The 26,485-nt window shown below is 39.2% G+C and carries 21 protein-coding genes; 10 read left to right on the top strand and 11 right to left on the bottom strand.

Annotated elements, in window-relative coordinates; genetic code table 11:
- Positions 1-322 (top strand): gliding motility-associated C-terminal domain-containing protein (locus GX437_08435; protein ID NLJ07681.1); only part of this gene is annotated, 322 nt, incomplete at its 5' end.
- Positions 323-805: 483 nt separating this feature from the next.
- Here the strand turns inward: GX437_08435 and GX437_08430 are convergent.
- From GX437_08430 to GX437_08420, 3 genes are read right to left on the bottom strand one after another with little or no spacing between them, the layout of a single operon-like run.
- Entirely contained in the window at positions 806-1,573 is a 768-nt protein-coding gene (locus GX437_08430) for an SDR family oxidoreductase (GenBank protein ID NLJ07680.1), read from the bottom strand.
- 28 nt (positions 1,574-1,601) lie between these two features.
- A complete protein-coding gene (locus GX437_08425) occupies positions 1,602-2,327 on the bottom strand; it encodes a hypothetical protein (GenBank protein NLJ07679.1) in 726 nt (241 codons plus the stop codon).
- Between the two features lie 5 nt (positions 2,328-2,332).
- The gene (locus GX437_08420) at positions 2,333-2,713 is read right to left on the bottom strand and encodes an RNA-binding S4 domain-containing protein (protein NLJ07678.1); all 381 of its coding nucleotides are present in this window, start codon (positions 2,711-2,713) and stop codon (positions 2,333-2,335) included.
- A 101-nt stretch (positions 2,714-2,814) separates the two neighbouring features.
- Here GX437_08420 and GX437_08415 point away from each other — a divergent pair, with 101 nt between their 5' ends.
- On the top strand, positions 2,815-4,977 hold the full coding sequence (locus tag GX437_08415) for a bifunctional (p)ppGpp synthetase/guanosine-3',5'-bis(diphosphate) 3'-pyrophosphohydrolase (protein NLJ07677.1): 2,163 nt from the start codon (positions 2,815-2,817) through the stop codon (positions 4,975-4,977).
- A 325-nt stretch (positions 4,978-5,302) separates the two neighbouring features.
- Entirely contained in the window at positions 5,303-6,124 is an 822-nt protein-coding gene (locus GX437_08410; protein ID NLJ07676.1) for a peptidoglycan DD-metalloendopeptidase family protein, read from the top strand.
- Between the two features lie 7 nt (positions 6,125-6,131).
- Here GX437_08410 and GX437_08405 read toward each other — a convergent pair whose 3' ends face one another.
- From GX437_08405 to GX437_08395, 3 genes are read right to left on the bottom strand one after another with little or no spacing between them, the layout of a single operon-like run.
- Positions 6,132-6,650 (bottom strand): hypothetical protein, encoded by a 519-nt coding sequence (locus tag GX437_08405; GenBank protein ID NLJ07675.1) that lies wholly within the window; start codon positions 6,648-6,650, stop codon positions 6,132-6,134.
- A gap of 54 nt (positions 6,651-6,704) precedes the next feature.
- On the bottom strand, positions 6,705-7,478 hold the full coding sequence (locus tag GX437_08400; protein NLJ07674.1) for a hypothetical protein: 774 nt from the start codon (positions 7,476-7,478) through the stop codon (positions 6,705-6,707).
- Complete coding sequence (locus GX437_08395) at positions 7,471-8,754, bottom strand: hypothetical protein (protein ID NLJ07673.1); 1,284 nt, start codon at positions 8,752-8,754, stop codon at positions 7,471-7,473. The genes GX437_08400 and GX437_08395 overlap by 8 nt, the downstream gene beginning before the upstream one ends.
- A gap of 71 nt (positions 8,755-8,825) precedes the next feature.
- On the opposite strand from GX437_08395, the gene GX437_08390 reads away from it, so the two are divergent.
- The 3 genes from GX437_08390 to GX437_08380 are packed head-to-tail and all read left to right on the top strand — an operon-like array spanning position 8,826 to position 12,752.
- Positions 8,826-10,322 carry a hypothetical protein gene (locus GX437_08390; protein ID NLJ07672.1) on the top strand — a complete coding sequence of 499 codons (1,497 nt, stop codon included), beginning with the start codon at positions 8,826-8,828 and terminating at the stop codon, positions 10,320-10,322.
- The gene (locus tag GX437_08385) at positions 10,319-11,287 is read left to right on the top strand and encodes a glycosyltransferase family 2 protein (GenBank protein NLJ07671.1); all 969 of its coding nucleotides are present in this window, start codon (positions 10,319-10,321) and stop codon (positions 11,285-11,287) included. The genes GX437_08390 and GX437_08385 overlap by 4 nt, the downstream gene beginning before the upstream one ends.
- Positions 11,247-12,752 (top strand): hypothetical protein, encoded by a 1,506-nt coding sequence (locus tag GX437_08380; GenBank protein ID NLJ07670.1) that lies wholly within the window; start codon positions 11,247-11,249, stop codon positions 12,750-12,752. Before GX437_08385 ends, GX437_08380 begins: the two co-directional genes overlap by 41 nt.
- Before the next feature lie 24 nt (positions 12,753-12,776).
- Here GX437_08380 and GX437_08375 read toward each other — a convergent pair whose 3' ends face one another.
- The gene (locus GX437_08375) at positions 12,777-15,731 is read right to left on the bottom strand and encodes a DNA polymerase III subunit alpha (protein NLJ07669.1); all 2,955 of its coding nucleotides are present in this window, start codon (positions 15,729-15,731) and stop codon (positions 12,777-12,779) included.
- 187 nt (positions 15,732-15,918) lie between these two features.
- Here GX437_08375 and GX437_08370 point away from each other — a divergent pair, with 187 nt between their 5' ends.
- Positions 15,919-16,770: a sulfite exporter TauE/SafE family protein gene (locus GX437_08370; protein ID NLJ07668.1), complete on the top strand. Its 852-nt coding sequence runs from the start codon at positions 15,919-15,921 to the stop codon at positions 16,768-16,770.
- A 403-nt stretch (positions 16,771-17,173) separates the two neighbouring features.
- Here the strand turns inward: GX437_08370 and GX437_08365 are convergent, their stop codons facing one another.
- Together GX437_08365 and GX437_08360 are read right to left on the bottom strand one after the other, a co-directional pair.
- On the bottom strand, positions 17,174-18,910 hold the full coding sequence (locus tag GX437_08365; protein NLJ07667.1) for a T9SS type A sorting domain-containing protein: 1,737 nt from the start codon (positions 18,908-18,910) through the stop codon (positions 17,174-17,176).
- A 53-nt stretch (positions 18,911-18,963) separates the two neighbouring features.
- Entirely contained in the window at positions 18,964-20,739 is a 1,776-nt protein-coding gene (locus tag GX437_08360) for a hypothetical protein (protein ID NLJ07666.1), read from the bottom strand.
- 456 nt (positions 20,740-21,195) lie between these two features.
- Here GX437_08360 and GX437_08355 point away from each other — a divergent pair, with 456 nt between their 5' ends.
- The gene (locus tag GX437_08355) at positions 21,196-21,969 is read left to right on the top strand and encodes an RMD1 family protein (GenBank protein ID NLJ07665.1); all 774 of its coding nucleotides are present in this window, start codon (positions 21,196-21,198) and stop codon (positions 21,967-21,969) included.
- Here the strand turns inward: GX437_08355 and GX437_08350 are convergent.
- Both GX437_08350 and GX437_08345 read right to left on the bottom strand, forming a co-directional pair.
- Positions 21,922-22,863: a hypothetical protein gene (locus GX437_08350; GenBank protein NLJ07664.1), complete on the bottom strand. Its 942-nt coding sequence runs from the start codon at positions 22,861-22,863 to the stop codon at positions 21,922-21,924. The two genes, GX437_08355 and GX437_08350, sit on opposite strands and share 48 nt — an antisense overlap.
- Before the next feature lie 5 nt (positions 22,864-22,868).
- Positions 22,869-23,966, bottom strand: a complete 1,098-nt coding sequence (locus GX437_08345) for a glycosyltransferase (protein NLJ07663.1) — start codon at positions 23,964-23,966, stop codon at positions 22,869-22,871.
- A gap of 234 nt (positions 23,967-24,200) precedes the next feature.
- Between GX437_08345 and GX437_08340 the strand changes: the two genes are divergently transcribed.
- A complete protein-coding gene (locus GX437_08340) occupies positions 24,201-24,683 on the top strand; it encodes a hypothetical protein (GenBank protein ID NLJ07662.1) in 483 nt (160 codons plus the stop codon).
- 10 nt (positions 24,684-24,693) lie between these two features.
- A complete protein-coding gene (locus GX437_08335; GenBank protein ID NLJ07661.1) occupies positions 24,694-26,481 on the top strand; it encodes a M14 family metallopeptidase in 1,788 nt (595 codons plus the stop codon).
- The last annotated feature ends 4 nt before the right edge of the window (positions 26,482-26,485 follow it).

Genomic DNA, 26,485 nt, shown 5'->3' with positions numbered 1-26,485 from the left:
TGGGAATCAGCAGCAAAGCCTTAGCAATGTCCTTTGCCTTCCCTATACTGCTGTTATCTGGATTCCTAATGCCTTCTCACCCAATGCAGATGGCCTCAACGATACTTTCAGCATCAAGGGTATCAGCATCAGGGATTTTAATCTTCGGGTATTTGACAGATGGGGAAGCAAAATCTTTGAAAGTAATAGTATTTACGAAGGCTGGGATGGAAAAGCCGGTGACAGAATCTGCCCCGCTGGTATCTATTCTTTCCAGCTCAATATCAGGCTTCAAGACGGAAAAAATCTGTTTCATTCCGGAACGATTCACCTGATTAGGTAAAAATGCTTATTCACCTCTCCTTTATCAACTCTTTTTGGTTCTTTGCATGAATTTTCAAACAATACTAAGGATAAGGAATACTGAGCACAGCAGGAAAAAACAACCGATCAAGTCCCGTAGGGACGGAATTGTTTATGTATCAACTCACCCCCGGCCCCTCTCTTTCAAAAAGAGAGGGGAGCTGATGGCGTTTCGGGATTTTATGATTGTTTCATAAAATAAAGGATCAACATCCATTCAAGGCCTGTAGGGAGGATATTTTGGTAACAGTATCTAACTCACCCCCGGCCCCTCTCTTTCGAAAAGAGAGGGGAGCTAAGGGCGTTTCGGGGACTGTCTTCAGCAGGAACAGGAATCTTAAAACCGGAATCCGGATCAGGGAATACTGAAAATCATAAATCGTAAATCCAAAATCGTAAATCGGTACATACAACCCGGAACCCATTATTCATCACCCATCACTCATCACCCGCTTCCCTTGCTTCACTTCCTGTAAACAATGGTAGCAGAAGCCTGGCAGCGCGGTGTCAGTGTAATCTCACAAATTTGTACATGAGGGGGTCTGTTGGCAGCAAAAACAACCGTTTCAGCCACATCCATGGCGGTCAATGGCTCAAGACCCTGATAAACAGCTTTTGCTTTACCGATATCTCCATGAAAACGAACAATGCTGAATTCGGTTTCTGCTAAACCGGGTTGAATATTGGTTACTTTTATCTCATTTTCAACCAGATCCATTCGCAGTCCGTCTGAAATAATTCTGACAGCAGCCTTTGTCCCGCAATACACTGCCCCTTTGGGATATGCATAAATTCCGGCAATAGAGCCGATATTAATGACATGGCCTTTGATACCTCTTTCAATCATCAGAGGGACAATGGCCCGGGTCAGGTAGAGCAGGCCTTTGATGTTGGTATCTATCATTTTTTCCCAGTCGTCAATATCACCTTCCTGAACCTTGTCGAGCCCGCTGGCCAATCCGGCATTGTTGACCAGAATGTCAATGTTTTTCCATGATTCAGGTAATTCTCCGACAAATGTTTCGACCTCTTTTCTGTTTCTGACATCCAGTTTCCTGACAAGTATTTCGGAATTATTATCTTTCTTCAGCCTTTCAGCCAGTTGATGTAGTTTTTCTTCACGTCTGGCACATAATATCAGACGGCATTTTTCACGGGCAAACAAGATGGCACAGGCTTCCCCGAAACCGCTGCTGGCTCCCGTAATCAAAACTGTTTTATTTGTCAACATTTTAAACGTTTTTTTTATGGTTAAGTTCTTATTTCCCTTTGTTTTCTTTTCTCTTTTTTCTTTTCTCTTTTTTCGTGTTGGTCTTTCCTGCAACATCATCATTAACATTTGTCCGGGTGGTTGTCTGGCTTACTGTGGTTGTAGGTTTTACCTTACTCGGATCAACAAAATCAAGATTGGCCTTCATTTGTATAATGCCTTTGCTGACTGCAATATCACAGTTTTTCACCACCGTTTTAAGTCTCTTTATGCTTCCATCCGGCATTTCAAAGGAAAATTCTTCGGCATAAGAGCCCGGACCGTCAAAAATAAACGGCACTTTGTAATAATTGGCGATATCGATGGTGGTAATCAGCTTTTCTTTGCCCAGAATTTTGGTTTTAATGTCCACCATGGCATGATCGAACCTGAGTTCAAGTTTGTCGGTCTGCTTGTTGTAATTAATGTTAATCAGCCCATTAACCCTGTCGGAATAGCTCAGATTGCCCGTATTTACTTTTACGTCAGCTTCAAACCATGATTTGCCTTCATCAAGTTTAATAACGGGGTTTTCAACTTTCCACTGATATTTTCCTTTAATAAACATGACACTGTATTCTTCTTCCCCTGAAACAGGACCAATGGCAGCCAGAAGTTTATTTATCATTTTATCCGTAACGTTGACGACCATGTCATAATTCTGTGAAAATGAGGGTTTTGTTAAGAAAAGGACAAAAATTAGGGATAATAAAATGTATTTTTGTAAAGATTTCATTCTGCTTATTTACCTTTAATTTTATCTAAAAGTCTCCTTTCTCTTTTGGTAGGCCTTCCAAGTCCTTTCGGGCGATAAAAGGCTGATTGTTCCACTATTTTCCTGTTTTCAAATTCTTCAGGCGGTGTCAGGTCTTCGAGGTAATCTTTCACGATGGAATGTCCGACACGTTTTTCCAAAAGCTGAATCACCCTGAACTGATGATGAACAAAGTCTTTGTACAATTCAATGGTATCGTTCTCTTTCACTGCTTTAGAGGGTTTGGCGGCTTCTCCGTTCAGTTTTACCTTCCCGCCATTGCAGGCCTCAGCAGCAAGTGACCTCGTTTTGTAAATCCTGACTGCCCATAAATACTTATCCAGCCTGACAGATTGAATTTCTTTCATAAGGCAAAATTAAACCTTAATTCCAAAAGTGTACTTCGGGAAATCAGCTTTTCAAATCATTGATAATTTACGAAATTTGCATTAAATTTTATCCAACGAAGATGTACAGCCAGTCTGTTATTGCCGCTGATTATAAATGGTTTCTGAAAACAAGCAACCTGGATTCACCTTCCTGTAAAAAAGTACTGCGTCAGGTTTTTGAGTTGTTGTCAAAGCATTATTTTTCTTCAGAAAACTTCATCATACCACAAGAATACGAAATAGCCACCGAGACCGGAAGGATAGCTTTTAATGAAATGGGGCTGAAAAGCGAAGCAATCTGCCTGGCCTTGCTATGGTATCCATTTTTTAAGAACAAAGATTTTTCATCGGATTGCAAACAAATTTTACCAGTCGAAGTCATTGACTGGCTGCACGAAGCCGAAAAAATTGAGAACATTGATACCCTGAAACTAATCAACCAGCCCGATAATTATCTGAAGCTCAGCCTGAATTTGTTGTCCGACATCCGTATTTTACTGGTCAGAATAGCTGAATTTCTGGCAATTTTACGAAAAGAACATCATGATAGTGTTGAAGTTCAGTCTGTTGCACAAATCAGTTATCATATTTATGCTGCCGTATTACATCAGCTGGGTTTGTATTCCCTCAACCGTGAGATGCTTGATAATGCATTTTCTGTCTTACATCCTGATGATTACTATGGTATTTTGTCAAAACTTGAAAAATCTACTGTTAAAAGAGCAGAATACATCGAGCAGTTCTGCAGTCCGTTAAAAACGGCCTTGAGCAATGCCGGATTAAAGTTTGAATTGAAATGGAGGACTAAATCCATACACAGTATCTGGCGTAAAATGAAGGTACAGAATGTGAATTTTGAGCAGGTATTCGACCTTTTTGCCGTCAGAATTATTCTTCAGGTAGAAAAACAAAAGGAAAAAGAAGCCTGTTGGCTGGCTTATTCGCTGGTTACCTCTATTTATGAGCCGAATCCCGCAAGATTAAGAGACTGGATAACAATACCAAAATCAAGTGGTTATGAGTCGCTGCATACGACAGTTCTCGGGCCTGACCACCACTGGGTAGAAGTACAGATTCGCAGTGCACGGATGGACATGATTGCTGAAAAAGGACTTGCCGCTCACTGGAAATACAAGGGTATCAGAACGGATAAAAGTTATGAAGAGTGGCTGAATTCTTTAAGAGAAATACTTGAATCGCCAGAGAAAAACCTGATTGATGCCCTGAGCGGGATCAATAAGCCTGTCAGGACGGAAGATGTCTTTGTGTTTACGCCAAAATCTGAATTGAAAAAGCTTAAAAAAGGAGCCACCGTGCTTGATTTTGCCTTCGAGTTACATACGGAAATTGGCTCGCGATGTACGGGCGCAAGGGTCAATAATAAACTTGTACCGCTCAAATACATCCTTCAGAATGGCGACAGAATTGAAATACTGACTTCTCGGAACCAGAAGCCTACCAAAGACTGGTTGAATTTTGTCGTTACCTCAAAGGCCAAAACCAAAATTAAAAGATGGCTGACTGAAGAACAACATAAGTTTGCTGAAAGGGGCAGGGAAATACTGAAAAGGAAACTGAAGAACTGGAAACTGGAATATAATGAAATGATTGTCAGTTCTTTAATTGAACATTATAAACTTCCTCATTCCTTAGACCTCTATTCCGGTATTGCAGATGGCAGTATCGATATGCTGGAGATTAAAGCATTGCTGAGCGGGGAAAGCAGGGAAGAAGAAACAAGGCAATCTGTTGTAAAAGAGGAAAAATTCCGGCAGCAGCCTTTAAAAACGGATATTCTGATTGTCGATCCTGCCTTGAAAAATGTTTCGTATCAGTTTGGAAAATGTTGTCATCCCATTCCGGGAGATAGAATTTTCGGCTTTATCACCATAGATAAAGGTATCACCATTCACCATGAAGACTGCCCGAATGCAAGATTTTTACTTACCAATTATCCATATCGCAGGATTGAAGCATGCTGGGCTTCTGACATCAAAGACAATTATTTTGAGGTGAGTATCATGATAAAAGGAGAGGATGAAATCGGAATGGCCAACAGGCTGACCAATATTGTATCAAATACCTTTTCGGTGAATATCACTTCCATAAATATAGAATCGAGGCAAAATGAGTTTTCCGGGCTGTTTAAACTTCAGGTAAAACATACAGAGCAATTGAATCAGCTGATAGAGCGTCTTCGCAGGGTGAAAGGTGTGAAAAGCGTGGCCAGAATTGACCAGTAGTACTAAAATGCAGTGTATTGAGTCATCAGGCAGAACAGACCTAACTTCCATTCAGCTGAATTTTTCAATACTTCTGTACGAAAATCAGGCAGCAGGCAGTTTTCAGCAGACACAAAAATCCGGGGAACTGAGCTCATCACCCATCACCTCGATTTCATTTTCTTTCAATATCAATGAGGTATGATTATCCCAACAAACATTAAATCCTGAATTTTTTTTCTTAAACTGATCATGAGTGAGTTAGTGAAAAATTTTCTATTTTTTCGGGTTGAAATTTTTATATTTAGCTGAAAGTCATATTTTTGCCCGTCTAAAATATTCAGGCTTGCCGGAGAGATTCAAATATTTCATTGCTATAGCAGTATGTCTGTTGGGTATCAGATGGAATTTGCGTGCTGCTGAAATTGATTCTCCTTTTTTCAAAATTATCATTGATACGGTTTCATATCAGTCTGATAATGAGTTATTAATTTGTATATGGGATTCTCTTCATCCCAATCCTTACCGGATCGACCTGACAAAGAAAAAAGATACCACCTGGATTCAGCTGGTTGATGATAGCTGCCGGTTTTTTATGCCTGTTTGTGGAAAGGTAAATTCCCCGTTTGGGTTCAGAAATGGCCGTATTCACAGTGGAGTGGACATTGGCCTGAAATGGGGCGACAGTGTTTACTGTGCTTTTGACGGAATGGTCAGGTTTGCCCGCTATTACAGGGGCTATGGCTATCTGGTTATCGTATCACACTACAACGGCATTGAAACTATGTATGCCCATCTTTCAAAAATGCTGGTGTATAACGGGCAGTTTGTCAGATCAGGGCAGCTTATCGGGTTGGGAGGGGCTACCGGAAGGGCTACAGGTGCTCATCTTCATTTCGAAACACGTTTTATGGGACAGGCCTTTGATCCTACTTTACTAATTGATTTTGAAAACTTTACGCTTAAAGATGAAACTTTGGCCATTTGTGCTTCTACTTTCGGTCATGTTGCAGAAGTAAAGGCAATGAAGTATCACACCGTCAGGCAGGGCGATACCCTTTATAAAATCAGCAGAATGTATGGAGTATCCATCGATACGCTTTGCCGCCTCAATGGGATTAATAGAAACACCATCCTGAAAATCGGGCGGAAAATCAGGTATCAGTAGTTGAATCCTATTTGACTATAAACTTAATACTCCCGAATACAGCTGCTGCTTTTGCCTTGAACATAATACTGTTGCTATCCACCTGATCTTCATAACCATAAGAGCGAACAGATTGGGGAATTTCGATATTTCCCAGTACGACATCGCTTTTCAGTTTGACATAGGTCTTTGGATTGACCACAATGTTCAGCTCACCAAAAACTGCATTGAACTCATAATTGTCTTCAGGACTGTAGTCAATATTCGAAATGTCAACGGTCATTGAGCCGAAAACACAGTCATATTTTTTGATTTCAGGATCAAATCTCATTTCCTTGTTGCCAAAGACCACATCTCCACCACTCTGATGGCCAAATTTAAAACTGTCGAAAAACAATAACCTGATGCCCAGCATGACCAGAAACACACCCAGCATGACCCTGAAAACAGGGATGTCGAGATTAGCTAACTGCTTGATTAATAAGACAATACCGAGAATGATAATCAGTATGCCCCAGAAAATACCTTGACTCATAGGCTTATTCATTTTTAAGATTTTTTAAAGATTAATACCATGTTTTATTTTAACGATGCAATCATTTTATTTGTTACAATTGAAAAAGCATTCAGGACGAAACTCAAAATCTATTTCCAGACCCACCCTGATGTCCCTTTCATAAAAAGTAAATTCCTTGTCGGCTATGACAGAAGTATCAATCCGCTTGTAGTAAAACAATTCATGACCGAGGTTTTTGATAAACGGACAGGTGAAAAACAGATGTGTTCTTAAATTCAGTTTGCTCGTAAGGGGTAAGCCAAAATCAATGCTGCCAAGCCATTCAGGACTTAGCGATTCAGGCAGTTTCAGGGTGTAGAAAAAGCCATCACGGATAAGTTTGGTCATGACAATGGTGTTTTGCCACTTTCCAAATTCCTGATTTTCAGCCTTATAAAAGGAAATGTTGATGCCGGTGCTTAATCCTGCAGAGAGATTATTTCTCGACCTGAATAAGATGTAGTCTGCTTTCAAAGGGATTTGAAAAGTCTGAAGTTTTGTGCCTGTATAAATAAAGGGAACATTATAGGGAAACAGATTGATGTCGATATAACGGTAAACATAATTAAAGCCTGTTGTGATAAAAAATTTTTCATGTGGATAATAATTGAAGCAAAGGCCGGCCTGAAAGGAATAAAAAGGTCGCAGGCTGACGCAGGATTCATTGGAGTCGGAAGTACCGTCAGTTATCAGATAAATCTTTGAAAATGAATAATTTGAAAATGTTCCACCTGTCAGGGTCAAACCAATTTTGTTTTGCCCGTACGTAAACAAAAGAATGCTGTTCAGCAAAGTAAATATTGTCGTTTTTCTAAGCATCACTAATAATTTTTGTATTGGAGCCGTGTATTGTCAGATAGCCTGAAAATAATATGGCAGAGATAAAAACCGGTACGAGCTGAAGATAAACATAAGGCACCTGAATGAAGGCATAAAAAACTGTCAGGTATATTTTTAATGAAGAGAGCAGGTATAAAGACAGACAATCCGGTTTTTTTTTTCTTAAAACAAAGAAAATCAAGATTAAAGATGTCAAAATAACCAGAGAAAGCTGTGTTTTTTTCAGGGCTGAGAGTCTGTTACGGATACTTCCCGGATAAAAATCGTAGAAATAACAGGCAAAACCCACACCTCTGAAAAGATGAACCGGTTTTTCTCCGGCTTTCTGATAATCTTTTGGCATCCATTCGCCAAGGGCAGACGTAGTATAATATTTCATGCCATCTATGAGTGTTGCGGGGCGTTTTGATAAAAATGGCAGGATATAAACAGACAGAATAACCATCATTGCAATCCCTGCAAAAAGTAACAGTTTCCTGATTTTTTCTGTTTTCAGCAGGCTGACAAACCAGACAGGAAGCCACACTATAAAAGAAAAACGGCTCAACAGGGGTAAGGTGACTGCAAAACTTTTCAGAAAGATATTTGAACTGAGCAGAGATAAGCCAAACAGGATGTAATAAGCCGCAGGAAGCAATTCAATGCTGACGGCAAACATCTGAGGAAAATCAAGCACGAAAATCAGTAAAATCAAAAGAGGCAGCAATGAAGCCAAAAAACGGGGCAATTCAGATTTTATGGAGTTAAAAACGTATATTTCATAAAACAGCAGGCTGATGAGCCAGAAAACAACAGGTATCCAGCGATGGCCGAAGCCGAAGAAAGATGAAATGACAAATGGCAGCCATTGAAAAGGCAGGTAAGTCGGGGGGATATGATAGCCATATTCAGTGATTAACTGATAGGGGTCTTCTCCTGCCAGAAGCCGGTGGCTTAATATGTCAACGGTAGGAATAATATCTGATAAGGCAGGATTAACGGGATTTTTTCTGAAAATGGCTGCAAATAAAAACAGAATAAGAATGGTAAGTGAGATTAAACTTATTATGTTGATAATCAATAATATAGATGATTTTTCCTTTGTTGGGGAAAATTTTTCAGACCGGAAAAACAGTGGAAACATCCCAACAGATAATGAGATAAAAAAAATGAGCAAAGGGCTCAAATAAACACCTGTTTTTCCTCTCCAGACGGTCAGCAGTAGGCTTTCTGCTAAAATCAGAATAAAAAATACGACCTGGTTTTTATATCTCATATTATTGCTGGCAGATTTAACAGGCAGACTTACTTTTGAATGCAAAAATAAACTTAATCTGACGTTTAAATATGTACAATCCGGTAAAGGCAGGAAAAAATCCGGTGAACAGAATTATCAGACAGCTCAAACTGTTGGAATTTCAATATAGTACTAAATTCAGAAACATAGGATTGTTACTTATATTATTGATTTGCTGTATTTTATATCTTTCCGGTCCTTCCCTGAAAAAAAAGCAGGTCAGGCTTTATACCACAGGTTTTTCTTATCAGATGGCCATGCATTTTCTTTATTTCTATTATTACACCGGAAATTTTCCGCTTGCTACTCTTGATACCCTGACACCCTCTGATTATTCAAAAGAAGGAGCTAAAAGACTCATACAAACCCGTGGACAAAATCTGATCATGGAATATCGCCACTGGTCGCGTATGGGAGAAAATGCCAGAATTTTTGCCTTTTTACCTGATGCCCTTGTTGAAGGCCCTGAGAATCCCAAACTGAAACTTTTTAATTCACTGGTTTTCATAGCTTCATTAATGATATTCTTCATTGGCTTTTACAGAAACGGGAAGGGCTTGCCGGGGCTGCTGATAGTGTTCATCGTCATGCTGACACCTTTTTATCAGTATGCCGTTTTCAGGGAAAAAAATATTTTTGCATTGTTGGGATCGGTGTTTTTGTTGATTTCCGGACTTAATGCCTCTTTCATTTTCGGTAAAAATTTAAAAAAATCAGGTTTTTTAGTGCCTTTAGCCTCAGGAATCATCATTGCATTTTTTACAGAAATCAGGGGAGAAATTCTGGTAGTCATTTTTTCCGCTTTCTTGATTTATCTGACATCTAAAAGCTTAAGAATTTATCATAAAATATTGTTGATCAGTATTTTGTCCGTTTCATTTTTTTCCATGAGGATGTTGGTGAGAAATTATTTTGACAAAAAATTTGATAAAACCACTCAGCTGGTTATCGAAAAAGGCGGACATCCCTACAACGGCAAGAGAGCTTCAGCACATAGTTTCTGGCATCCTGTCTTTTGCGGACTTGGGGATTTCGATACCAAATACGGCTATCGATGGGAGGATACGGTAGCTTATCATTATGCCCTGCCACTACTCCGGCTAAAAACCGGCATAAACTACAAATATTCGGGAAAATATCACCTTGATGCCTATTACGATCAGGATAGCCTTTATTATGTAAAATTTGAAGAAATCCCTGAATATGAGCCGATTGTAAAAGAAAAAGTATTGTCTGACATCAGGCATGATCCATTTTGGTACCTGGGAATTCTTTTGAAAAGAATTCTTCGGATTTTCAGCAATTCCCTGCCTTTCAGATACTGTGGCTGGCTGTTGTTTCCGGTCATGGTCTGGCTTTTCAGGAAAAAGGAATTTCAACTTGGCTGGTTTTTAATAGCCTCTTTTCCATTGTCGGTAACGCCATTATTGATTTATTCAGGTGGAAATTCTACGTTTAATTCAATATTTCCGATAATTGCACTGGCAATTTTATTGTATTTTATCATAGAAAATATGTTTTTACAAAAAATCGACACTGTCAGATGAGGGAAATTCCTGAAATAAGCATAGTCGTTCCTGTATTCAATGAAGATAAAAACATTGACAAACTTTTTCAGGAAGTCAGCAGGGTGTTCAGAGAAAAAATCAGAACCAGCTTTGAAATTATTTTTGTTGATGATGGGAGTACCGATTCAACCTGGGGGAGTATCAACTGCCTGGCTGATGACCATCCGGAAGTCAGAGGAATACGTTTTACAAGAAATTTCGGGCATCAATATGCTATCAAGGCAGGACTGGATGCAGCTGCCGGACAGGCCGTTGTCAGCATGGATGCTGATCTGCAGCATCCTCCTGATATTCTGGCTGATTTTTACCGGCATTGGAAATTAGGTTACGACATTGTTTACGCCAGACGAAAAGCCAATCATCATGCAGGTTTTCTCAAAAACCTGACCTCACGGCTTTATTATTCTTTTATTAATTCTATTTCGGACACAAGGATAGAGGAAGGGGTTTCCGATTTTCGCCTGCTCGACCGCAAAGTGGTGAACGAACTTAAAAACATGAATGAGTATTTCCTCTTTTTACGGGGAATGGTTCAATGGACGGGTTTTAAAAGTTTTGTAGTGGACTATGAGGCAGATAAACGATTCAGTGGTAAAACAAAATTTACTTTGAAAAAAATGATCAGCCTTGCCATAAACGGCATTACCTCTTTTTCAGTCCGCCCGTTGCGTATTGCTACTCTTTCAGGGATTTTGGTGTCTGTTATTGCTTTTGTTTATATCATTTATGCATTGATTGCTAAATTTATGCTGCACAATGCGCTGCCCGGCTGGACATCCATCCTGATTTCAGTTTTATTTCTTGGTGGCATTCAGTTGATTACGATCGGAATTCTGGGTGAATACATAGGTAAAATGTTCATGGAAATCAAGCAACGACCTAAATATATTGTACGTGAAAAACGTGAACCAAATTTTTACGGTAGTCAAAATCAGGATCAATAGCCTGAATCCTGTAGTCATTTTGCTCATCCTGTTATTGCCGCTGTTTTTTATCAATATTCACGGCTACACCGACTGGGGAGATGATTTTGCCCTATACCTCCATCAGGCAAAAAAAATTGCCGAATGCCAGAGTCCTCAGGATACCCGCCTGGTTTACAATGAAGATAATCCGGTTATGATTGCCAATGTGTCAGTGGGCTTCAGTATTTTGCTGGTACCTGTTTATTTGATATTTGGCCTTAATTTTAAGGCTTTTTCCGTTTATATGACCATTTTTTTAGTGCTTGCCGGTATCAGTTTATTCTATTTCTTCAGGAAATATATTCCCGTGTGGATATCTGTACTAATGGTACTATTGATTGTTTATCACCGCTTTACTCTTGATTTCAAGCAATATGTCCTGTCTGATATTCCCTTCATTGCCTTCTTTTTCTTTCTGATTTATCAGTTTGAAAAACACAGGGATTATAGCATTCGTTTCGCCCTGCTGATGGGACTTTTAATTGGTTTTCTGATGAATATCAGATCGATAGGTATTGTTTTTCCCCTTGCTGTTTTGGCTAATCTTATTCCCGGAATTTTCGGGTTTTTTAATAAAAAATCTTCAAGATTCGATTTTTCAAAGCAGTTTATTTTTTCAGCAGTAGTAGTCGTAACTTCATTTGCTACATTTTTTATCATCAAAAAAATTGCTTTTCCCAAACCTGCTGAAGGAGGTTACCTCAGTTACTTTCTTCAGCATGATGTCAACACGGTAATCCTCAAAAATGTAAAAAATTACCTCGATTGGTTCCAATGGTTTTTTACTTTCAAAAAAATCACCCATGGCATACAGCTGCTTTTTTATTACATTTTTACCATACTCATGTTGATAGGATTAGTCAATAAAATCAGGAAATCGGTTCAGCTAACCGACTGGCTCTTTTCCCTGACTGTTTTCATTCTTCTGATTTATCCGGCCAACCCGGGTTTCAGGTATCTGTTGCCGGTAATGCCCTTTTTATTCATCTATTTTTATTATGGAATGCTTTGGTTATCACGCTTTTTAAATAAGAAATGGTTAAAAGTTCAGTTTCTTATTCCGGTATTGCTGCTTGTATTGTACTATCCGGGAATTGTCTGGCATATTGAAACGAAAGATTATCCTTCCGGGACAGAACAGGCTTCTGCACAGGAAATTTTCAGCTATATTACTGAAAATACTCCTGAAGATGCAGTGATCGTTTTCAAAAAGCCAAGAGCATTGTCTCTCTATACAAACCGCTATGGTCTTGCCAATAATTCCAAAGAAAGAAATCCATTTCGCCTTGATTATCTTTATAAAAAATACAAAGTCAATTACTTCCTTGAAAATACTACTGAATTACCAGACTCTGCACTGATTATTTACCTGAAAGCCTTTCCTTCCCGTAATAAATTGATATACAGTAATAATGAATTCCGACTCTATAAATTCTTACCCTAAGCGTGTTTTATGATGAGCTGACCTTCATTTTTCGTCTTTTTCCCTCGGATCAGGGATTAATGGCAGTTTAGCCTGTTTTTCCACATTGATGGTAGCATAGCCGAATTCTTCAGCTACAATTCCCTCAAGTAAATACATTCCGCTACCACGGTAGGGATATTTTCGCAGTGAGTCAGGGAAATGAGTTGTATCGAAAACTTCACCATACTGGTCGATAAAAGTTCCGAAATGCATCATTTCTCCTTTTACGGTTCTGACAAATTTTATGGTTGCAAGCTGTCCGATGGTTTTAATTCTTTTTCCCACATAATCAATCAGGTTGTTGGAGTGAACAGGGGAGCGGTAGCTGGTTTTCAGCAGGTCGAACCAGGAGAGGCTAACCGGAAAACCAAGCAGTTCAATCTCGTCATAGGCATCTTCAATCTGGCTGTATTCGAGTTCAGGAAGTACGAATTTTTTTGAGGGGACATGAAACAATTTCGATTGATAAAGAGCAGGGTCGTTCTTCCCCTTCAGCAAATGAGCCTCCCATAACAGGCTTGCCTTGCTTTTGTTGGTGAAACGAAATGCTCCGGTACGGATTAAAATCCTGAGTTGTTCGACAGCTATATTTACTCTTTCAATAAAGTCTTCAAGGTCTTTAAAGTAACCGTTTTTATTTCTTTCAGCAATGATTTGCCGGCTGGCATTTTTTTCCAGATTGGAAATATGCTGAAATCCAAGATAAATATTTTTTCCGTCAATACTTGTTTTATATTCGCTTTTGTTGACATCCGGCAACTCTATGATGCCACCCTGTCTTTTGGCTTCATTCACGTAAACCCAGGTCTGGTAAAAACCTCCGAAGTTATTGATGACTGCTACCATAAACTCAAGCGGGTAATGGGCTTTCAGCCACAGACTCTGAAAACTTTCGACAGCGAAAGATGCACTGTGGGCTTTTGAAAAAGAATATCCGGCAAATGACTCAATCTGACGCCATACTTCTTTGGTAATCTCTTCAGGATAGCCTTTTTCCCTGCAGTTGGCGAAAAACTTGTCAACGATACGCTGGAATTCTTTTTTCCCTCTGAACTTCCCGCTCATGGCACGTCTCAGCACATCGGAATCGGCCAGGTCGAGGCCGGCAAAATGGTGACAGACTTTTAAAACATCTTCCTGATAAACCATTACGCCATAGGTTTCTTTCAGTTGCTCTTCCATGACAGGATGGATGTAGCTGAATTCCCCGGGATGATGAAAACGCCAGATGTATTCCCGCATCATCCCCGAGCGGGCTACCCCCGGTCTGATGATAGAGCTGGCTGCTACAAGTGTCAGATAATCATCACATCTCAGCTTTCGCAACAAGCCACGCATGGCAGGACTTTCGATATAAAAACAACCGGTGGTTTCGGCTGTTCTGAGCTGTTTTTTTACCTGTGGGTCATTTTTAAACATTCCGACCTGATGCACATCTACTTGTTCGCCTTTGTTTTTCAGGATTATTTCAACACTTTCGTTGATATGTCCGATACCCCGCTGGCTGAGGATGTCAAGTTTCTCAAAACCAATGCTTTCGGCCACATACATATCCCATTGGGTAGTTGGAAAACCTTTTGGGGGTAAATCCAAAGCAGTGTAATAATAAAGAGGCTTTTCAGAAATCAGAATACCACCTGCATGAATGGAGCGGATATTGGGAAAATCTTTCATCTTACGGCCTATTTGCAGGATTTTCCTTGAAATATGGTCACGGGTAGCGGCTTTTTCAGGATGAGATACCAGCTCATCTATTTCTTCCTTAGGCAGTCCCTGAACTTTTCCCAGTTCCCGCAGGATGGATCTTCCCTGAAAGGTAGTGGTGGCTCCTAAAAGGGCAGTATAATCTTTACCGTAACGTTTAAAAATATAATCAATGACATGATCACGGTCTTTCCACGAATAGTCTATATCGAAATCGGGGGGACTGCTTCGCTTGGGATTCAGAAAACGTTCAAAATACAGGTCGAGTTCAATAGGGTCAACATCGGTGATTTTCAGGCAGTAAGCCACTATACTGTTGGCACCGCTTCCCCTCCCGACATGGTAAAAACCTCGGTTCATCGAAAAATTCACCACGTCCCAGGTGATCAGAAAGTAAGCTGAAAAATTAAGCTTATCAATGATTTCCAGCTCATGTTGCAGGCGTTGCTTGGCTTGAGTGTTGTCTTTACCATAGCGGGTATAAAGCCCTTCGATGGCAAGTTTTTCAAGCAATAATCTGTCGTCATATCTGTTACCGGTATAGGTGGCTTTATTCTTATGTGATTGAAAATCAAATGAAATATCACAATCTTCGAGAAGTTTTTCCGTGTTTCTGATAATAATGGGAAAGGCTGAATAAACAGTTAAAATCCAGTTCAGATCTCTAAAGGTTTCGTCTTTTGAGGCTATCTGATCCGGAGAAAGACGGCTAAGTAAAACATTATTATCGATTGCCCGCAGATGGCAATGAAGTTCATAATCTTCTTCATTGTCAAATGTAACAGTTTGTAAAACAATCAGTTTTGATGAAATTCTTCGGATAGGGGAGGTGATCAGTCTGTTGAGTTGGGATGGTTTTATTCCGATGAATTCAAAATCTCTTAGTTTCACCTCAGAGGATTTATCAAAGGGATAAATCACATAAACATGATTAAATTCAGGTGTTAAGGCAGGCAAGGGTGTCCTCGATAAGTTATGTTGGCTGAGAAATTCATTAATCTCCCTTAATCCTTCATTGTTTTTCGCAATGGCTACATATAAAAGCTGGTTCTTATGATTCCGGAATTCAATACCAGCAATGGGTTTTATGCCATTTTCATTGCATTCGCGAACAAAATCAGGTATTCCCATGGAGGTGTTGATGTCGGTCAGCGCAAGAGACGGAATATTGAATTTTTTCGCTGCAGCTATCAGTGATTCAACGGAAAGAGTTCCGTATCGAAGACTGTAATATGAGTGGCAGTTTAAAAACATTAATTACATCGGGTTGAGGACTATTTGCATGTTGTCAGTTTTGAACCTGTTTGCTAACAGGCTGGATTGCTGATGACCAATTTTCAAAGATTTGATTTTCTGGCAAATTTCAGGAAAATGAGAGAAATCTGCAAAATTTATGAATGCTTGGCATACATATCTTACTTTTGCCGTTAAATCCAAACTTATGATTAACGAGCAAACATCCGAATCAAAGCTGCCAACAGAAAACTCAGGTAAGTTTTCATTTTTTCAATCCGTTTTAACGTTGACTGTAGGATTTGCAACCGGAGTGGCTGCTGGTCTGATTGGGGTAGGCGGGGGAGAGTTCCGGATGCCTTACCTGATGTGGTTGTTTAAAAAGAATGCTAAAACTGCAGCCGCTGTAAATCTGATAGTTGGCTGTTTTACAGTTGTTTTTGCTTTTTTTAAAAGATGGAAAAGTTTTGCACAAATACACACAGATGATTGGATATTGGGTGTTGTATTTATTCTGGCTTCGCTGATTGGCTCATATTTCGGAGTCAGGAAAGTAAGACTGATTTCTAACAGGATTATTTCTGCATTCATTTATATTTACCTGATTGTGGTTGGTTTGTGGATGTTGTATGAAGCTGTTTCTCAAAAAGAAATCACCTCAATTGCATTAAGCAGCTATGTAAAATATACATTTGCAGTTGTAACAGGCTTCCTCATCGCAGCCATCAGTGTAGGAATTGGCGTGGCAGGTGGTGAAATGAGAATCCCTTTGTTGATGTATCTCTTCAGCTTACCCATTAAAACTGCCGGCACCATCAGTCTGCTGGTGTCCATTCCTACCGTATTTTCAGGAGCATTGACGTACAGAAGCTATGGGTATTTACCACTTAAATCTATCATCATTGCAGTTATCATGTCAGTGGGTTCACTGTCAGGGATAATTTTAGGGGTTTATTTTCTTGGATTTGCTGATAAACATACACTTAAGGCAATACTTGGTTCGATTTTATTACTGGCAAGCCTGATGCTGATTTTGCCGGGATTTCATAAACGCAATTAACTAAAAATCATTTTTATACACGAAACTTCTCTTATTTTTTTCTTAGCAACATTTGTTAACGTGATTAACTCCCCTCTCTTTTTGAAAGAGAGGGGCCGGGGGTGAGTTGATATATTAACAGTTTCGTCCTGATGAGACTTCTCTTATTTAGTTTTTCATGGCAAAATTTGTTAACGTGATGAACTCCCCTCTCTTTTCGAAAGAGAGGGGCCGGGGGTGAGTTGATACATTAGACCTGAAAATCAATATTATATCGGGATAAAAACCGAAAGAATTTCTCTGTCCGATAATTAGGTTTAATCCGGGTTAGATCTCGCTGAATTTTAAACTAAAAAAAAGGCTGAGCCTGATTTATGACCCAGCCTGTAACTTTTCCGGTATGATGTGCTTACTTTTCCTGTGTCTATTGTGTTACTACGATCTTATAGGTTTCTGCCTCGCCATTATTGTTCAGGTTGACCAGATAAATACCTTTGCTTACATTGAATAAAACCGGACTAACACCTTTCCCGTTGATTTTGCCGGATTTAATTTCCCTTCCGGACAGATCGAAGATTTTATAAGTCGTATTCAGCATCTCATCGGCAGAGAAGACATAAATATTTCCATTGGCATAATAGCTGTAAACATCATTCTTTTCACCAGGCTTTTTTTCATCTATTCCGCTGACGGACTGAATTCTTGCAAAATGAATGACAAAGCGGTCAGGATTGTCACTCATCAGCACATCAAAAACATTGACGGGATTGGCTCTGAGATCAATAAACCTTCCGCTGAATTTATCTTCCAGATAAACATCTGTCATTGGAGAAATTTCAGACAGGTTGAAAGAAAGGGTGCATTTTCCGTCCTGTCCGGGTTTTAGTCCCAATGGAATGCCATCGGCCTTTTCAGGAATATTCAACGAATTGATAGCCAGCTCTTTATTGTCTGAACTTACCGTATATATCTGCGGGATGGAAATATTGTTGTGAAAGATTTTAAGGGCATCATATTGCCCGTCAAAGTTTGAAGTGGCGTCAGGATTCAGGCTGATGGTGGCTTCATTATCATAAGGTGGTTGTATGGCTTTAATCCTGAGAATTTCATTCTGTTGGTCAGCGGATCTGAAATAAACTGAGCTATTGGAACATTTTGCCTGATTTTTAATGGTCAGCGATCCGCCATATGCACTGTTGCATTTTACCCAGAAAGCCTGAGTGGCCGGAATAAAGCGTGTACCACCACGGTTCCCTACACCATTGACATATTCCATATAATCGCCTTGTCCGCTGTTGAGTGTAGGATCCCAGATATAAATGGCATTGTCAACATTTGTTTTTACCCAACCTGAAGATTCATCCCAGTTAACAGTTGTAGGATAAGGATTCCCGACAAAATTGTATCCATCCCCGTTTTTGGTAAGGCTGATTGAAATCTGCCCTGTATTATATTTTCCTTCAAAAACCACTGTTTTAGCTCCGTTTTTAAAATATGCATCGTAGCCACGCATGACATCCAATTGCTGGTTGTTTGTCTTTTTATTCCAGCTTTTGGTGGTTTCATTGTAGTCGTAAAGGGCAGCCCCCCAGAAAACGTTAACGCTGTTACTGGTATAAACACAAGGAGTGGATACATAATGCCAGCCATCCTGAGGGATATATCGTTCAAAGCGGTATGTCCCTGAGCCTTTGAGGTTGTCAGGACTTCCTGCATCAATCAGCATGGCGGTGCGGCTGGTATTCGACTTCAGGGTAAAGGTGCCATTGTTGGTCAGGTCATTGTAAACTTTTATCAGATTAGCTGCAGCCACATCAACCGATGCGTTCTGGTCGATGGACAGTTTATAAAAGTGGGTAGGGGCACCTGAAATAGTATAAGCTGAACTTCCGGTGAATATGACTTCACCCGCTGAAGCAGTTGAATCGAAAAGCTGGCCATCACTTGCAGAATTAGTCCAGTTTCCGCTGATGAATATTTTCCCTGAATTGGTGATGTCTCCGCTGTATGTGCTGCTTTGGTTGGTGAAATTCATATTATTGATTACCAGTGCTGAACCGTTTGTCAGGCTGATGTGCCCACCATTGTTGATGAATTGGCTATATGTTATCACCGGTAGCTGTGTAATCAGACAGGCGATGATGATGATGATCTTTTTCATGACTGTAATTTTTATTTGGTGATAATTAACCATTTTTCTGACTTTCAGGCATTTTAATAAGTTACAGTAAACCACTGCACATCCTGGAAGGTAACAGTACAGGAAGCATTTGCTGCACAATACACTTCAAAATAATCATTTTGAGAGATATCGCCCACAAATATCACCGTTGCAAATTGCATGGGAGAACTGGCAGCCGATGGTCTCAGGTCGCATTCGCCATAGCGTACACCGGTATTTCCGTTTTTCACGAGTCCGATTGAAATTATCCGGCTTGTCGAACTTACTGAAATATTTCCTGTGATAATGAACATGCCATACATTTTGTTGTTCGGTTGATAGGTGATTCTGTTATTATTTACTGCAAACTTACAGGTGAGGTATGAGGTATTTGTCCACTGTGCTTTATACCATGTTCCGGAACAAGAAATATTTGTAGTAGAAGAATTATTGTTAACATTTATCTTGCATTTGGGGTTCTGGTCTTCAATTCCTGAATTGTTCAGAATTTTGATATTGGCATCGCGTCCGTCAGATCTGGTAAAGTCGTATCCTTCGAAGAATTTGCCGGTATAGTTCCATGTATTATTGGTAAAAAACAGGTCTGAAAAAGAAATATTACCTCCATAATAGGTAACAGCCGTATCAGTTCCCTGTTCATTATAGAAACCACAATTCATGATTGAAGCCGTAATTTCCGATCCTTTATTCAGTTCGAGGCCTCTTCTGCAATTCATAAAGTCGCATTCGGAGATTTTAAAGGTAGTTCCTGACGTTGAACTTTTGATTTGTATTCCTGCAAAAGTCATATCTTCAAAATCAGTTTCAAAAATCCAGAGTTCTGCATCTGTTGTTACGGTAATACCCCTGTAAAAAGTGCTGAATACACAGTCTTTCACTTCATTATAAGTACCACTTCCGTTAAAATGAATAGCATCTTCATTGACACTGGAACCATATCCGCTCAGACCAGATCCGTCAAAAGTCAGCATTTTGAAATAACATTCGCTTTCACAGACGAACATGGGTTGATCATCAAGTCCGGAGGCAGACTGAATGATTGCGCTGCCGTAGGAGATTCCTTCTATCGTCAGGCTGTAGGGCAGATCAATCGTAATGGTTGAGGAAATGGAATATGTACCTGAATTTAATCTGACAATTGAAGCATTTGACATGTGTTCATCCAGAAACTCTATTATTTCATCCAGTGTAGTCCAACTGCCATTGGGTGATACATCAAAAACGTTTTCCGGGCTTAAATCCTTTTCTTTAATCATCCACTCGCCATTGACTGCCAGAAATGTTTTCGATTCCCATCTGTAGAGCTTTGTACTGTTTTTACTGTCAATATAACTGCCTGAGTTAGGCTGAATTACTATCAGATCTTTATAAGACCCAACATTTTTAATGGTGATAGCCAAACCGTTATTGGCAGAGCTAATGGCAGGCAAGGTAATAGTGATGTCGTTGCTTGCGAGTACAAGTGTTTCATTGGTGGTTAATGTACAGCTGACTGTTTTACTGACAGGATTTGCATCTTCGGTACCTATTTTGGTCCACTGTGTCCCGTTATAGAACCAAAATCCGGCATTCCCATCCGTCTGATAAACCATCAGACCAGTAGCAGGTGATGAGATAGCCACACGATCTGAATTGGTCATTCTTGGGATCAGAATACCTTTTGAAGTAGATTTCAGTTCAAGAACAGATGTACTGTTTGGCGTGAATGAATTTCCATCATCAGAAATACCGACATTCTGAGCAAGTCCATTGGTATTAATCATGCTTGCTACAATTGTCACCATCAGAATTTGTTTCATTGTTTTCATGGTCGTCAACTTTTAAAATTTCGATTCAAAAATAAAAACTGCTTTGGAGGCTTTGCAAATTCTATATTGTAAATTATTGATTTTCATTTTGATAGAAGGGGTTTCATTTTATTCTTTTGAAATGTGATTTTTGATTTTTTAAAAAAGTTTCAGACTTTTTTTCATGTGCTCAGTGATCATTCCCTAATAAAGTTTAAATTAACCCAACAGACAGATTTATTTTAACGGCCAGTTTGCAGAGTTTTAACTTCGTCACATCGAAATATTCCGCAATGTTCTGAAAGCAGGCATCAGTATCTTATTCGGATCAACTTCAACATCAATTTGTTACGAATAATGACATGACATGAAATGGCTATGTGATTAAATAAATTTTGAACCAGAAAATGACACCTGTAAATTTGCTTTCGTAAATGGATTGTCAATCCGGTTTTTCACTGAAAAATTTTAAATAAAATGAGAGCAATAGCTTATCAGTTCAGCGAATGGAACAACATTAAAAATTTTGAACATTTGTTTCCCGGACAAATATTGAAAATGAACAGACATGAGATATTGTGGGGAAATGAGAACAATCAGGTCATTTATTTATTCAAATATGGAGTAGTTTGTTTTTTAGGCTACAATGAAGAGGAGGTAGCCTCATTATATCAGCAAATTCTGGAGTGCAGCCCCAATCCATTGCCTGAGCGTATCGGAGAAGTGTATCAGGTGTTGACCGGAAATGAGAAAATAGAAGTAGGTTATTACAAAACACTCATTCCTGAATTTGATTATGAAGCCATTAAAACCATTATGCTTAACCTTGCCCAGAGTGTTACACTTACCTATTATAAAAAACAAACGGAGAAATTGCTGGAAGATATACAGCAATACACATTTAAACTTGAAAAGTATGGCAGTTTTAAGATTGGCATGACACGACTGAAAAAATTTGTGGGCAAAGCACTGAGTATCAACAACCGGATCAGTGAAAACCTGTATGAGATTGATTCTCCGCCAAATGCTTGGGATAATGAATATCTTGAAACCCTGGACGAAGAACTGAAAGAAATTTTTAAAATCAAAACCCGTACGCATCTGATTATTCAAAATGTGGAAATTATCAGGGACAACCTTGAAATTTTTATCGAAATGTTGTATCACCGCAAGGGTGAAATACTTGAGTGGATAGTTATTATTTTAATTGTCATTGAGGTCATTCATGCTTTTGCCGGTGAGATTTTTTAACCTCTTTTCCAGTAAAAAGGCTAAAGCGAAATAAAAAATTTCACCGCATAAAAACCATAATCTGGATAAAACAGAAATTGTAGCCGATAATTCCGGGCTTAAGCCTGATTTAACCAGAAAATAAACCAATGTTCCTTCTCTGATGCCCAGTCCTCCGGGAAAAATAAAAGCAATGATGGAAACAGAGGTAGCCAGTGAAAACAAAGGTAAATCAACTGCCATCAGCTTTCCGCTTATGCTTAAACAAAGAAAAGTGAAGCCCAGCCCCCAGAAAAAATAAGCAGCAACATACCAAAAGCCTGCAAGCAGACTCTCCCTGATATTGATGAAGTTTACTGTTGCTGAACTTCTGAAGATTGTTTTAACCAGTCTGACAGCCAGATTGTGAACGGGTCTGATAAAAAGAATCAGGAAAATGGAAAGGGTCAGGCCAAACCAGACTATCATTTCGGTTACAGTTACAGGCAGAACAAATACTACTACCGATCCGATTAAAAGATTAACGATCAATGAAATCATCTGTGCTTTGAATGAGATGATAGAGGTTTGGGTCAGGGGAGCCCCTTTCAGACTGATGTATCCGGCCCGCCCGATTAAAACCATAAATTTTCCGGGTAAATACTTTGCAAAAATGGGTTTTCCTTCAGAAACGACTGATTCTTTGTATGATACATTTATTCGGTGATGCCTTAATATATTTTGCCATGCCTTCGGTAAAAACAGATAGCCGGTAAAAAGAAAGAGTAAGGATAAAATCAAATTTAAAATATTGATTTTCAATCCTTTTAATGAAAAATAATCAAATTTTACAAGCATCCAGATTAGAAAAATAAAGGCAAGATAAATGAGCAGGTTCAGCCAGAACTTTAAAGGTTTATTCAATATTGCCGGCATTATGGTCAATCTTTATATAAACGTTCATTGTCCTGAATGTCCATCCACATGGCGAATAAGATGGACTGAAGCATGGAAATGGTGATGAACAATACAATAAACATAATACTGTTTGAAATTTGTCGTCCCGGCATGAACATGAGTGGAACCATATAGATAATAAAGGGAATGAGGGCAAAAAAGAGGAGAAAACCTATATGATAAAGGATAAATAGTGGATGAAAATTTCTTAAAAGGTATTTTTGCCAAAGCCTGTGAAAGAAAGACTTTATAAGTAACCACGAAATGGTGGGAATTACTCTGAAAGGTTTCAATTTGGATGTTTCTCCGATGTGATAGACAGGTTTTATTTCCACTTCTTTTAACCTGCACTGGGCAATGTTGAGTTTAACCAGTAAATCGTTTGGCATGCCATAACGCCTGTAAATCTTATGTAATTCAATGGAATGCAATGCTTTAAGTGAAATAGCCGTATATCCGCACTGTGTATCGCTCACATGCCAGTATCCTGAAGCAATTTTGGTAAGTATGGATAAAACTGAATTGCCCCAAAATCTTGTTCGGGGAATGATATACGGGGCACTTTTGTGTATCAGCCTGTTGCCTTTGACGTAATCAGCTTCGCCAGTCAGCACCGGCAAAACGATGGATTCAAGTTCTTCCGGGTCCATTTGTCCATCGCCTGCCATCACCGCACAACACTCAATACCTTTGTCTTTACACCATTTATATCCCCTTGCAATGGCACCACCCACACCACTGTTTTCTTTCAGTCTGATGCTGATGAGCCGGTCATTCTCTTCTCCTTCAATGATTTCAAAAGGAGGAAGCTCTTCCGATTCTTTTTTCATCAGCTCTTCAACCATATAATCGGCATGATTGTAACCGTTTCTTTCTTTTAAAGAATTGATTTTCAGTGTTATGTCAGATTTTCCAAGTTTTTCCCTGAAACTTTCGGTTATCTGATAAGTACGATCAGTTGAACAATCATCTACGACAATGATTCTGTCAACGAAGGCTGGCATGGTCGATAAAACTTTTTCTATTTGTTTTTCCTCATTATAGGCTGGAACGACCACAGCAACTGATTTATTATTAAGCATCCGGCTGGTTATTTCAGGATTTAATTTTACGGCAAACCTAATTAATTTCAGACTGACAATTGAACAGAATTTCGGATTTTGGTATAATTATCCCGCAGTCAGATGTCAGATTGCTGAGATTATTCTTCGCTACATTCTTCGGTTTAAATTGTGCATGAACTCTTAATGTTATGTCCAATAGTAATTTTTTTCTACTTTTGAAAGTTCAAAAGCATTGTCATTATTTACAGAACAATGGATAATTTTAAAAGTCTTGCCAAAAAACTTAATCCGGCTGTTCCCAAAAGAGTATTACTAATCGTTGCCGGACTTTTCTGGCTAATGGTTTCGGTCAGAATTCTGATGTTGTCGTCAAAGTATTTTTTAATGGGTTCTGATAGTTTCTGGCTTTTTGCTGCATTAAGCCTGCCTTCATACCTGATCTTTTTCTATTTTGTTTTCTTCAGGCTGATAAAAAAACATACTTTCCGTATTATCTCAAAAACCAATTATGCCTGCATTTTTGGATTTTTCGACTGGAAGTCTTACGGAATCATGGCATTTATGGTGGTGTTAGGCATTCTGACTGTTTACAGGTTCAATATTCCTCATTTTCCGCTTTCGGTTTTCTTTTTTGCACTCGGATTCAGCATGTTGAGTGCAGCCATCTATTTCTTTTACTATGCCATCCGGTTTGATTATACTTCGAAAAAATTTTATAAAAAAGTTCATCAATAAACGATTGATTATGAGGCTGTTTTTACAATCATTTTTTGCTTTCAGCATTATTTTAGGTTCTTTCAGTGCATTTTCGCAGAAAGAAGACTGGCAAACTTTTTACGAAAAATCGGGGTTCAAGGCAACTCCCCGCTATGATGAAACCATTGAGTTTTGTAAACGGCTCGATAAAGCCTCCGATTGGGTTTATTTCACCTCTTTTGGCAAATCGCCCGAAGGCAGGGATCTTCCTTTGCTGATTATCGACCGTGACGGAATGAAAAAACCACTGGAAGTAAAACAGACTGAAAAGATTATCGTATTGATACAGGCAGGAATTCATGCCGGAGAGATTGACGGAAAAGATGCAGGACTGGTACTTTTCAGGGATATGGTCATTGATAAAAAATACAGCGAATTACTAAAAAATGTTACCATTTTGTTTATTCCTATCCTGAATGTTGACGGACATGAACATTTTGGTAAATACAACAGAATCAATCAAAACGGGCCGGAGGAAATGGGCTTCCGCACCAATGCCACCAACCTCAATCTCAACCGTGATTACCTCAAAGCAGATGCGCCTGAGATTCAGGCATGGCATAGCTTGTTTAACGAATGGCTCCCCGATTTTTTTATAGATATACACTCCACTGATGGTGCTGACTATCAGTATGTTCTGACCTATCATCTCGAAATTTTCGGAAACATGAAAGAATCACTGACCGACTGGCAGAAAAATGTGTTTCTGAAATATGTCAGCGATAAAATGGAAAAGGATAAAATCCCCATTTTCCCTTATGTGATTTTCAGAAAATGGCATGATCCGCGAAGCGGATTGATTAGTTGGGTCGGAAGTCCGGTTTTATCTCATGGCTATACTGCCCTTCAAAACAGGCCTGGCTTATTGATTGAGAACCACATGTTGAAAGATTACAAAACAAGGGTTGATGCCACCATCAGCATGCTGAAATATACCCTTGAGGTATTGAACAAAGAATCAAGAAACCTTAAAAATCTTATACGGGAAGCTGATTTTTATGTAGGGTCAAAATCTTTCATGCAAAGCAAATATATTTTAAAATGGACACCATCACCCGACAGCACCATTGTTAGCTTTAAAGGTTTTGATTATGAGGTGGTTAAGAGTGATTTAAGTGGGGGAGACTGGTTCAGATATTCCAATAAACCAAAAGAGTTTAAGATTCCTTATTTCAACCGTCAATTGCCTTCGGTAATGATTGACCTTCCGGCAGCTTACATCATTCCGCCTCAATGGCAAGAAGTCATTAAAAGGCTTGAAATACTGGGAGTCAGAATGGATTACCTTTCACAATCTGCAAAAATTAAAGTAGAGTTATACCGCCTGAACAACCCTGAATTCAGTAACAAACCTTATGAAGGCAGACAAACCGTAACCCGCTTTGATCTGACATCCTCCACTGAAGTGGTAACATTTCCCAAAGGCTCTGCCATTATCAGACTCAGGCAGCCTTCGGCTCAGGTGGCTATTCACGCACTTGAACCTCAGGGGCCTTCCAGTTATGTTTTCTGGGGCTTTTTTAACAGTATTTTTGAACAAAAGGAATACAGCGAAAGCTATGTCATGGAGAAATTAGCACGGGAAATGCTGGCAAAAGACGAAAATCTGAAAAAAGAATTTCAGGAAAAGATGAAAGATGAAAAATTTGCCGGCAACAGTTTTGAAATACTTAACTGGTTTTACAGCAAATCACCTTACTGGGACAACCGTATTGGCCTTTATCCTGTTGGTCGAATCATGGATGAAGAAATATTGACCGGACTCCCGTTTAAATAATTAT

The organism is Sphingobacteriales bacterium, from assembly GCA_012517435.1.
Taxonomy (GTDB): Bacteria; Bacteroidota; Bacteroidia; order CAILMK01; family JAAYUY01; genus JAAYUY01.
Note: the sequence above shows the minus strand (reverse complement) of the source record. Positions and strands in the feature narration are given on the sequence as shown.

Bases quoted from the DNA above. Each gene is read 5' to 3' on its own strand.
- GX437_08385 (NLJ07671.1), top strand. From the start codon at position 10,319: ATGAGGGAAATTCCTGAAATAAGCATAGTCGTTCCTGTATTCAATGAA.
- GX437_08420 (NLJ07678.1), bottom strand. From the start codon at position 2,713: ATGAAAGAAATTCAATCTGTCAGGCTGGATAAGTATTTATGGGCAGTC.
- GX437_08340 (NLJ07662.1), top strand. From the start codon at position 24,201: ATGGATAATTTTAAAAGTCTTGCCAAAAAACTTAATCCGGCTGTTCCC.
- GX437_08360 (NLJ07666.1), bottom strand. From the start codon at position 20,739: ATGAAAACAATGAAACAAATTCTGATGGTGACAATTGTAGCAAGCATG.
- GX437_08395 (NLJ07673.1), bottom strand. From the start codon at position 8,754: ATGAGATATAAAAACCAGGTCGTATTTTTTATTCTGATTTTAGCAGAA.
- GX437_08400 (NLJ07674.1), bottom strand. From the start codon at position 7,478: ATGCTTAGAAAAACGACAATATTTACTTTGCTGAACAGCATTCTTTTG.
- GX437_08355 (NLJ07665.1), top strand. From the start codon at position 21,196: ATGAGAGCAATAGCTTATCAGTTCAGCGAATGGAACAACATTAAAAAT.
- GX437_08350 (NLJ07664.1), bottom strand. From the start codon at position 22,863: ATGCCGGCAATATTGAATAAACCTTTAAAGTTCTGGCTGAACCTGCTC.
- GX437_08390 (NLJ07672.1), top strand. From the start codon at position 8,826: ATGTACAATCCGGTAAAGGCAGGAAAAAATCCGGTGAACAGAATTATC.
- GX437_08375 (NLJ07669.1), bottom strand. From the start codon at position 15,731: ATGTTTTTAAACTGCCACTCATATTACAGTCTTCGATACGGAACTCTT.
- GX437_08370 (NLJ07668.1), top strand. From the start codon at position 15,919: ATGATTAACGAGCAAACATCCGAATCAAAGCTGCCAACAGAAAACTCA.
- GX437_08425 (NLJ07679.1), bottom strand. From the start codon at position 2,327: ATGAAATCTTTACAAAAATACATTTTATTATCCCTAATTTTTGTCCTT.
- GX437_08405 (NLJ07675.1), bottom strand. From the start codon at position 6,650: ATGAATAAGCCTATGAGTCAAGGTATTTTCTGGGGCATACTGATTATC.
- GX437_08430 (NLJ07680.1), bottom strand. From the start codon at position 1,573: ATGTTGACAAATAAAACAGTTTTGATTACGGGAGCCAGCAGCGGTTTC.
- GX437_08345 (NLJ07663.1), bottom strand. From the start codon at position 23,966: ATGCTTAATAATAAATCAGTTGCTGTGGTCGTTCCAGCCTATAATGAG.
- GX437_08365 (NLJ07667.1), bottom strand. From the start codon at position 18,910: ATGAAAAAGATCATCATCATCATCGCCTGTCTGATTACACAGCTACCG.
- GX437_08415 (NLJ07677.1), top strand. From the start codon at position 2,815: ATGTACAGCCAGTCTGTTATTGCCGCTGATTATAAATGGTTTCTGAAA.
- GX437_08335 (NLJ07661.1), top strand. From the start codon at position 24,694: ATGAGGCTGTTTTTACAATCATTTTTTGCTTTCAGCATTATTTTAGGT.